The 8,387-nt window shown below is 69.8% G+C and carries 7 protein-coding genes and 1 pseudogene; 7 read left to right on the top strand and 1 reads right to left on the bottom strand.

Going from position 1 to position 8,387, the window contains the following annotated elements; all coding sequences use genetic code 11:
- The 5 genes and pseudogenes from CQZ88_RS20200 to CQZ88_RS20180 all read left to right on the top strand — a co-directional run.
- A pseudogene (locus CQZ88_RS20200) lies at positions 1 to 732 on the top strand (hypothetical protein); the annotation flags it as partial.
- Positions 733 to 837: 105 nt separating this feature from the next.
- The gene (locus tag CQZ88_RS20195; protein WP_102800209.1) at positions 838 to 1,677 is read left to right on the top strand and encodes an SDR family oxidoreductase; all 840 of its coding nucleotides are present in this window, start codon (positions 838 to 840) and stop codon (positions 1,675 to 1,677) included.
- Positions 1,678 to 1,910: 233 nt separating this feature from the next.
- Complete coding sequence (gene lpdA, locus CQZ88_RS20190) at positions 1,911 to 3,314, top strand: dihydrolipoyl dehydrogenase (protein WP_044475707.1); 1,404 nt, start codon at positions 1,911 to 1,913, stop codon at positions 3,312 to 3,314.
- 150 nt (positions 3,315 to 3,464) lie between these two features.
- Entirely contained in the window at positions 3,465 to 4,562 is a 1,098-nt protein-coding gene (locus tag CQZ88_RS20185) for a ferredoxin reductase (RefSeq protein WP_050035655.1), read from the top strand.
- A gap of 16 nt (positions 4,563 to 4,578) precedes the next feature.
- Positions 4,579 to 5,988 carry an acyl-CoA desaturase gene (locus CQZ88_RS20180; RefSeq protein WP_050035654.1) on the top strand — a complete coding sequence of 470 codons (1,410 nt, stop codon included), beginning with the start codon at positions 4,579 to 4,581 and terminating at the stop codon, positions 5,986 to 5,988.
- 9 nt (positions 5,989 to 5,997) lie between these two features.
- Here CQZ88_RS20180 and CQZ88_RS20175 read toward each other — a convergent pair whose 3' ends face one another.
- Positions 5,998 to 6,378: a helix-turn-helix domain-containing protein gene (locus tag CQZ88_RS20175; protein ID WP_006932945.1), complete on the bottom strand. Its 381-nt coding sequence runs from the start codon at positions 6,376 to 6,378 to the stop codon at positions 5,998 to 6,000.
- Between the two features lie 115 nt (positions 6,379 to 6,493).
- Here CQZ88_RS20175 and CQZ88_RS20170 point away from each other — a divergent pair, with 115 nt between their 5' ends.
- On the top strand, positions 6,494 to 7,342 hold the full coding sequence (locus CQZ88_RS20170) for an SDR family oxidoreductase (RefSeq protein ID WP_050035653.1): 849 nt from the start codon (positions 6,494 to 6,496) through the stop codon (positions 7,340 to 7,342).
- 159 nt (positions 7,343 to 7,501) lie between these two features.
- The coding region (locus CQZ88_RS20165) for a hypothetical protein (protein ID WP_102800210.1) at positions 7,502 to 8,387 on the top strand (886 nt) is incomplete at its 3' end.

The raw sequence follows: 8,387 nt of genomic DNA, 5'->3' as shown, positions 1-8,387 counted from the left end.
GCGGGTCGCGCCGAACGGGAACTGGCCGATCCGGCCGTCCCGCCGCCGGCCCCGGGCTGCCCGCCGAGCGCCGTGAACACCGATCCCGGCCCGCGGCGTGCCGTGCGGACGATCGTGTGCCCGGCGACGGACCTGCGCACGGTGGGGACCGTGACCGTCGGTGCGCTGACCGCGATCGGGTCCGCGCTCGCCGAGTTCCTCGGCGACTTCCCGGCCGACCGGCTCGGCGCGGAGGTGCCCGTCTCCCTCGCCGGAAACAGGTTGTCGCGCAATGCCTACCGCAGCACCGGCGTCCGGCTGTTCGCGCACGTGCGCGATCCCCGTGAACGCGCCGCGGCCATCGCGGACGACCTGGCGCAGCGGCGGCGACGGATCACGCATCCGGCCATGGATCTGCGGGATCGTCCGCTCGCGCACGTCCCGGCCCCGCTGCTGCGGTTCGGGCTCGCCCGCGCCGACTTCGGCGCGGTGCCGCGGACCGTCACCGGCACTACGGTCGTGTCGAGCGTATACCGCGGCGCGGGCGATCTGGTGCTCGGTGGCGCCGTCGTGCGCTTCACCGCCGGGTTCCCGGGCCTGTCGCCCGTCATGGGACTGACCCACGGCGTGCACGGGATCGGCGACGTGGTCACGCTGTCGGTCACGACCAGTCCGCAGGTGCTCGAGCCCGGGGAACTGGACCGGTACGAGACCGTGCTGCGTGCCGCCGTCGCGCAGGTGGCGCGCGCGTAGGGAAGGCGTGCCCGAACCGCCCCGGGCGCTGTCGAGCAACTGCTTGGTTCGGGACGGTTGCGACTGTAGCGTGCCGGTCGGAACCGGATCGACGAGGGAGTGACGATGGGTGTGTATGCGGTGACCGGTGCGGCGTCGGGGATGGGCCGGGCCGCCGCGGATCGGCTGCGGGCAGCCGGTCACACGGTGATCGGGATCGACCTGAAGGAGGGCGACGTCGTCGCCGACCTCTCGACCCCGGCGGGACGTTCCGACGCGGTGCGGCAGACCCTCGAGCGGGCCGGGAACCGGCTCGACGGTGCGGTCCTCGCCGCGGGCCTCGGTCCGGTGCCCGGCATGGAACAGGCCATCGCCCAGGTCAACGTCCGGGGCGTGATCGAGCTGCTCGAGGGGTGGCGGCCGGCGCTCGCCGCGACCGGCAACAGCAAGGTCGTCGTGTTCGGGTCGAATTCGACGACCACCACCCCGGCCGTCCCGATGTCGGCGGTGCGGGCGTTTCTCGCGGGCGACCTGGAGAAGGGCGTGCGGCGGGCGGGCCGGATCCGGCCGGCGGCCGCCCCGTTCACCTACGCCGCGTCGAAGATCGCCGTCACCCACTGGGCACGCCGGAACGCGGTGATCCCGGACTGGGCGGGGTCGGGGATCCGGCTGAACGTCCTCGCGCCGGGCGCGGTGGCGACGCCGTTGCTCGAGACTCAGCTCGCGAGCCCGGAAGGTAAGCGGGTCAGGAGTTTTCCGGTTCCGATCGGCGGGTTCGGTGATCCGGACCGGATCGCCGAGTGGGTGGAGTTCATGCTCTCGCCGGCCGCGGACTTCCTCGTGGGCTCCGTCGTGGTGGTCGACGGCGGCAGCGAGGCGTGGTTCCGTGCCGTCGACTGGCCGCGACCGGTGCCGGTGCGGAAGGTGCTGCGGTACGTGCGGCGGATGCGGAGCTTCCGCCGCTGAGGAAGTGCTTGCGCCCGAGGGGGCGGTTGTCGCGGGCGGCTCTCGATGTTCGTCGCGGCAGCGCCCCCCTCGCCCGCGGCAGCGTCCCCGCCCGCGGCAGCGTCCCCCCTCGGCCGCGCGATCACCCGCTCGACGCCGTGCGCCTGCCCGATTCGTGCCTCATGTCGGGGCTACCGGCAAGTAACCGGACCATCCGCAGACACGCCGGAGCGGCAGGTCTACCCTGTTTGTTCGTGACCTCACACTATGACGTCGTTGTCCTCGGAGCCGGTCCCGGTGGGTACGTCGCTGCTATCCGCGCGGCACAGCTGGGACTGAGTACCGCCATCATCGAGAAGAAGTACTGGGGTGGTGTCTGCCTGAACGTGGGCTGCATTCCCTCCAAGGCGCTTCTCCGCAATGCCGAACTGGCGCATCTCTTCACGAAAGAGGCCAAGACGTTCGGCATGTCCGGGGACGTGTCCTTCGACTTCGGCGCCGCCGTGGACCGCAGCCGCAAGGTCGCGGACGGCCGCGTCAAGGGCGTGCACTTCCTGATGAAGAAGAACAAGATCACCGAATACGACGGTGCGGGTTCCTTCGTCGATGCCAACACCATCTCCGTCGAGCTCAACAAGGGCGGGACCGAGACGGTGACCTTCGACAACGCGATCATCGCGACCGGTTCGGTCACCAAGCTGCTGCCCGGCACCGAGCTGAGCAAGAACGTCGTCACCTACGAGGAGCAGATCCTCACCCGTGAGCTGCCGGGCTCGATTCTCATCGTCGGTGCCGGCGCCATCGGTATGGAGTTCGGCTACGTGCTGGCCAACTACGGCGTGGACGTCACCATCGTCGAGTTCCTCGACCGTGCGCTGCCCAACGAGGACGCCGACATCTCCAAGGAGATCGCGAAGGCGTACAAGAAGCTCGGCGTGAAGATCATGACCGGTGCCGCGGTGCAGTCCATCGACGACGACGGCAACAAGGTGACCGTCGCGATCAAGGACAACAAGTCCGGCAACGTCGAGTCCGTCGTCGTCGACAAGGTTATGCAGTCGGTCGGGTTCGCCCCGCGCGTGGAGGGCTTCGGCCTCGAGAACACCGGTGTCGCCCTCACCGACCGCGGCGCCATCGCCATCGACGACGTGATGCGCACGAACGTGCCGCACATCTACGCCATCGGTGACGTCACCGCCAAGCTCATGCTGGCGCACGTCGCCGAGGCGATGGGCGTGGTCGCGGCCGAGACCATCGGCGGCGCCGAGACCCTCACCTTCGACGACTACCGGATGATGCCGCGCGCGACGTTCTGCCAGCCGCAGGTCGCCAGCTTCGGCCTGACCGAGGAGCAGGCGCGCGACGAGGGTTACGACGTCAAGGTCGCGACCTTCCCCTTCACCGCGAACGGCAAGGCCCACGGCCTCGGCGACCCCAACGGCTTCGTCAAGCTGATCTCCGACAACAAGCACGGGGAACTGCTCGGCGGCCACCTGATCGGCCCCGACGTCTCCGAACTTCTGCCCGAGCTGACCCTCGCGCAGAAGTGGGACCTGACGGTCAACGAACTGGCCCGCAACGTCCACACCCACCCGACGCTGAGCGAGGCGCTGCAGGAGGCCATCCACGGCCTCGCAGGGCACATGATCAACTTCTGATCCCAGCGCGTCGAAGATCCTCCGCACGGGCAGATCCCCGTTCGGATGTACCGGCCTCAGCCCGTGGCGACCGAAACGTCGCCGCGGGCTGTCGTCGTCTTCGGAGACGAAACCTGATTCGATACCCGTGACGCGGGGTACCTTCCCCCCATGGCGGAACGCGGCGCGCGACCCGAGGTACATCCGATTCGCAGGATGATGTTGCGTGCCGTGCGCCACCTGTTCACCCCCCTTCGTCCCGACGACTACCTCGAGATGATCAATCCCCTGTGGACCACCAGGGAGCTGCGGGGCCGGGTCGAGCGGGTGGTGCCCGAAGGTTCCCGGGCGGCGTCCGTGCTGATCCGTCCCGCGTACGAGTGGCGGGGGCACCGTCCCGGCCAGTACGTGCGGTTGGGGGTGATCATCGACGGCGTCTACCACTGGCGCGCCTATTCGCTGACCTCCGATCCCGAGCCCGAGGACGGGCTGATCAGCGTCACCCCGAAGGTCGTCGAGACCGGCGTGGTCTCGCCGCACCTGGTGCGCCGGATCCGGCCCGGCGACGTGGTGCGGCTCGGCGAGGTCGAGGGTGTGTTCACCCTGCCCGACCCGCTGCCGGGGAAGATGCTGTTCGTCAGTGCCGGTAGCGGTATCACGCCGATCATGAGCATGCTGCGCAGCCTGGACCACCGCGACGCCCTCGACGACGTCGTCCTGGTGCACTCGGCCCGTACCGCCGACGAGGTCATCTTCGCGTCCGTGCTGCGTGACCTCGATGCGCGTCGTCCCGGGTTCCGCCTGGTGCTGCGGCTCACCGCGGAGCAGGGCCGCATGACGCCGGCCGATCTGGACGAGCTGTGCCCCGACTGGCGGGAGCGGGAGGCGTTCTGCTCCGGACCCGGCGAGATGCTCGATGCGTTCGTCGAGCACTGGAACGACCACGGGGATCCGAAAAAACTCCACATGGAGCGTTTCCAGCCGATCATCGGCGGGAATGCGGGGTCGGGTGAGGGCGGCACGGTTCACTTCCTCGACAGCGAGGCCGACGTCGAATGCGACGGCGGCACGCCGATCCTGGTGGCGGGCGAGAAGGCCGGCCTGCAGCTTCCGTACGGATGCCGGATCGGAATCTGCCATACCTGCGTGGGCACCCTGCGGTCGGGCAGGGTGCGGGACCTGCGCACGGACGAGGTCGCCGAACCCGTCGGCGCCGCGGTCCGCACATGCATCCACACCGCCGAAGGCGACATCGAAATCGAGCTGTGAACGAAAGGAACGCGAGATGACGATGGAGATCGAAAGTCCGCTCGCGCATCTGAGCCAGGAAACGCTCGAGGCATTGGCGAAGGAGTTCGACGCCATCCACGACCGGGTCTACGCCGACCTGGGGGAGCGCGACCGCCGCTACATCAAGACGGTGATCGCGACGCAGCGACAGCTCGCCGTCGCCGGCCGTGCCCTGCTGCTCGGCTCGGCGTCCAAGTCGGCGTGGGTCGCGGGCACCGCATGCCTCGGCATGGCCAAGATCCTCGAGAACATGGAGATCGGCCACAACGTCATGCACGGGCAGTGGGACTGGATGAACGATCCGGACATCCACTCGTCGGTGTGGGACTGGGACACCGCGTCGACCGCGGCGGGCTGGAAACACTCGCACAACTACATTCACCACACCTTCACCAACATCCGCGGCAAGGACAAGGATCTCGGGTACGAGATCATGCGGATCGACCCGCACCAGAAGTGGCATCCGGTCTACCTTGCGCAGCCGTTCTACAACGTGCTGCTCATGGCGTTCTTCGAGTGGGGCGTAGCGCTGCACGACCTCGATCTCGATGCGCTGTGGGCGGGGGAGAAGACCCCGGCGCAGGTGCTCGGCGAACTGAAGGGCATCGCAGGCAAGGCGCGGCGGCAATTCGTCAAGGACTACGTGGGCTGGCCTCTGGTCTCCGCCGGCGCGTTCGCCGCCGTGCAGCTGCTGTCGGGCGGACGGATTCCGCAGCCGGCCACCTCCCGGATCGGGCGCCGCCTGCGCGGACTCGGCCGCCTCGGGGGTGGCCGCGCGGCCGGCCGCCGGGCCGACCTCGTCGCCGACGTGCTCGACAAGGTCCTGCCGGGCGTGGAGAAGACGTTCCTCGCCACCCTGGCGGCGGACTTCACCGCCAACATCATCCGCAACGTGTGGTCGCACGCGATCATCTTCTGCGGCCACTTCCCGGACCAGACGTACACCTTCAGCCGGAAGGAGGTCGAGAACGAGAGCCGCGGCGGATGGTACGTCCGCCAGCTGGTCGGTGCGGCCAACATCGAGGGCAGTCCGCTGTTCCACGTGATCAGCGGGAACCTCGGCTACCAGGTCGAACACCACCTCTACCCCGACATGCCGAGCACCCGGTACTCCGAGGTGGCGCCCGAGGTGAAGGACATCTGCGAGCGGTACGGACTGCCGTACAACACCGGGCCCCTGTCCAGGCAGTGGGGCACCGTGCACCGGACGATCCTGCGCCTCGCGTTCCCCGGCGGCAAGCCGCGGCCGAAGCCCGGTCCGTATCGCAGCGCGGACGATCCGTCGTCACGGAAGCCGGCGACGAGCGAGGCCGCCCGGTTCCGCAGCCGACTGCCCGCGGACCATCCCGCAGCAGGCCCGGAGCACGAGCACGGTGGTGTGGAGGTCGAACCGCCGCCGCGCTGACGATCGTTGCTACGGCCGATGGGTTCGGTCGTACTCCGCTTGTGCCGCAAGCACTTCCGGCATGCTCGACTCGAGTAGCCCGATGAGGGCGCGCAGGTGCTCGGCGACCTGCGCGCCGAGCGGCGTGAGGCTGTACTCGACCTTGGGCGGAATGGTCGTTTCCACCCGCCGGTGGACGAGGCCGTCGCGCTCGAGCTGCTGCAGCGTCTGGGACAGCATGCGCTCGCTCACCCCGTCGACGTGGCGGCGCAGTTCACCGAACCGGTGCGGGCCCTCGCCCAGGGCGGCCAGGGCGAGCACGCCCCAGCGGCCGGTCGCGTTCTGCAGGACCTGCCGGGACGTGCACGCGCGGGCGAACACGTTCGCTTCGAGTGCGGGATCCGTCGTCACGCCCCCCAGCGTACATGTGCGAACACTTCGTGGCGTACTTACTTGATGGGTTGCACTTACGATTAGTAAGTGATTTGATGGCAGTGTTCCCGACTTCCGTTCTCGAGGAGATCTCATGACCATCGCCGTCACCGGTGCCACCGGCCACCTCGGCCACCACGTCGTCACCGCTCTGCTCGACCGCGGTGCCGAGCCGTCCGACGTCGTCGCGATCGTCCGCGACGCCGCGAAGGCTGCCGACCTCGCCGCCCGGGGCGTGCAGGTGCGCGTCGCCGACTATGGCGACCGGGACGCACTCGTCGCCGCTCTGGCCGGCGTCGACAAGCTCCTGCTGATCTCCGGAAGCGAGGTCGGCCGGCGGATTGCCCAGCACACCAACGTCATCGAGGCCGCGAAGGCCGCAGGGGCCGGCCTCGTGGCCTACACCAGCGTCCTCGACGCGCAGCGCAGCCCCCTGGCCCTGGCCGCCGAGCACAAGACCACCGAGGACCTGCTCGCCGCCTCCGGCCTGGACGTCGTGCTGCTGCGCAACGGCTGGTACTGGGAGAACTATGCCGCCGCTGTCGACACGGCGAAGGCGACCGGCGCCCTGTTCGGCGCCGCCGGCACCGGCCGCGTCGCCGGTGCCGCCCGCAAGGACTACGCGGAGGCCGCCGCCGCCGTGCTGCTCGCCGACGACCAGGCCGGCCGGATCTACGAACTCGGCGGCGACGAGCGCCTCACCTACGTGGAACTCGCCGACGTCCTGTCCGGGATCGTCGGCGCGCCCGTCGCCTACAAGGACCTGCCCCGGGACGAGTACACGAAGGTCCTCGAGAGCGCCGGGGTGCCCGCACCGATGGCCGCTATCCTCGCGGACTCCGACGCGGGCATCGCCGTCGGCGCCCTCGACACCGACAGCGGCGACCTGCAGCGACTCATCGGACGCCCGAGCACGCCGGTGGCCACGGCGCTGAGCCGGTAATCCACGCGGCGAACCGGAATCCGCCCACGACACAGCATGGGCAGATTCCGGCTCCGCGAGCGGATCCAGGTTGTCCACAGGCGGCCGCTTCATCCCCAGATGTGCCGGTGCGTCCCGATCTGCGCCGGCTCGACGCGGCACATGCGCCACGCTCGGTCCATGACCGATCCCACAGCCCTGACCAGACGGGATCTGCTGGCGCAGGGTGTCACCGACGACCGGCTCCGCGCCGCGCTGCGGACAGGCGACCTCGTCGCGCTGAAACGGGGCGTGTATCTGCGGCGGGCGGACGACGGCCCGCTCGACGACACCGGCCGGCACCGGGTCCTGGCACGGCACGTCGGCTCGGGTCTCCGCCCGGGGGATGCGCTCAGCCACGTGTCCGCCGCCGTCCTGCTGGGCCTGGACATGTGGAACGCGGATCTGCGCCGCGTACACGTCTCGCGGACGTCCGCGAGTGGGCGCAGGGTCACGTACCTCCACGTCCACGCAACCGACTGGTGCGACGGCGATGTCGTCACGCTCGACGGTGTCCGCGTCACCTCGGTGGCGCGCACCATCGTCGACCTCGGCCGGTCGCTGCCACTCGAGGAGGCGGTCGTCGCCGGGGACTCCGGACTGCGTGCCGATGCGTCCGCCCGCGACCGGTTGCCCGCAGTTCTCGCCGCGGCCCGTCACCGCACCGGGGTGTCCCGGGCCGCCGCCGTCGTGGACCTGCTCGACGGACGGAGCGAGAGCGTCGGGGAGTCGGTGTCGCGCCTGCGCATGGCGCGATTCGGCCTGCCGGTACCTGCCCTGCAACACGAGGTCGTGGCTCGGGACGGGCGCCGGTACCGCGTCGACTTCTTCTGGGAATCGCAGGGCGTCGTCGGCGAATTCGACGGTGCCGGGAAGTACGCGGACCGCCGCGACCTCGTCGCCGAGAAGCACCGCGAGGACGCTCTGCGTGACCTCGGCTTCGAGGTTGTGCGGTGGACATGGGCCGACCTGGATCGGTTCGAGGTCGTCGCCCGGAGGTTCGCCCGGGCCGTCGCTCGAAGATCCA

This window comes from Rhodococcus sp. ENV425 (genome assembly GCF_002887785.1).
GTDB classification, from domain to species: Bacteria; Actinomycetota; Actinomycetes; order Mycobacteriales; family Mycobacteriaceae; genus Rhodococcus; species Rhodococcus aetherivorans.
Note: the sequence above shows the minus strand (reverse complement) of the source record. Positions and strands in the feature narration are given on the sequence as shown.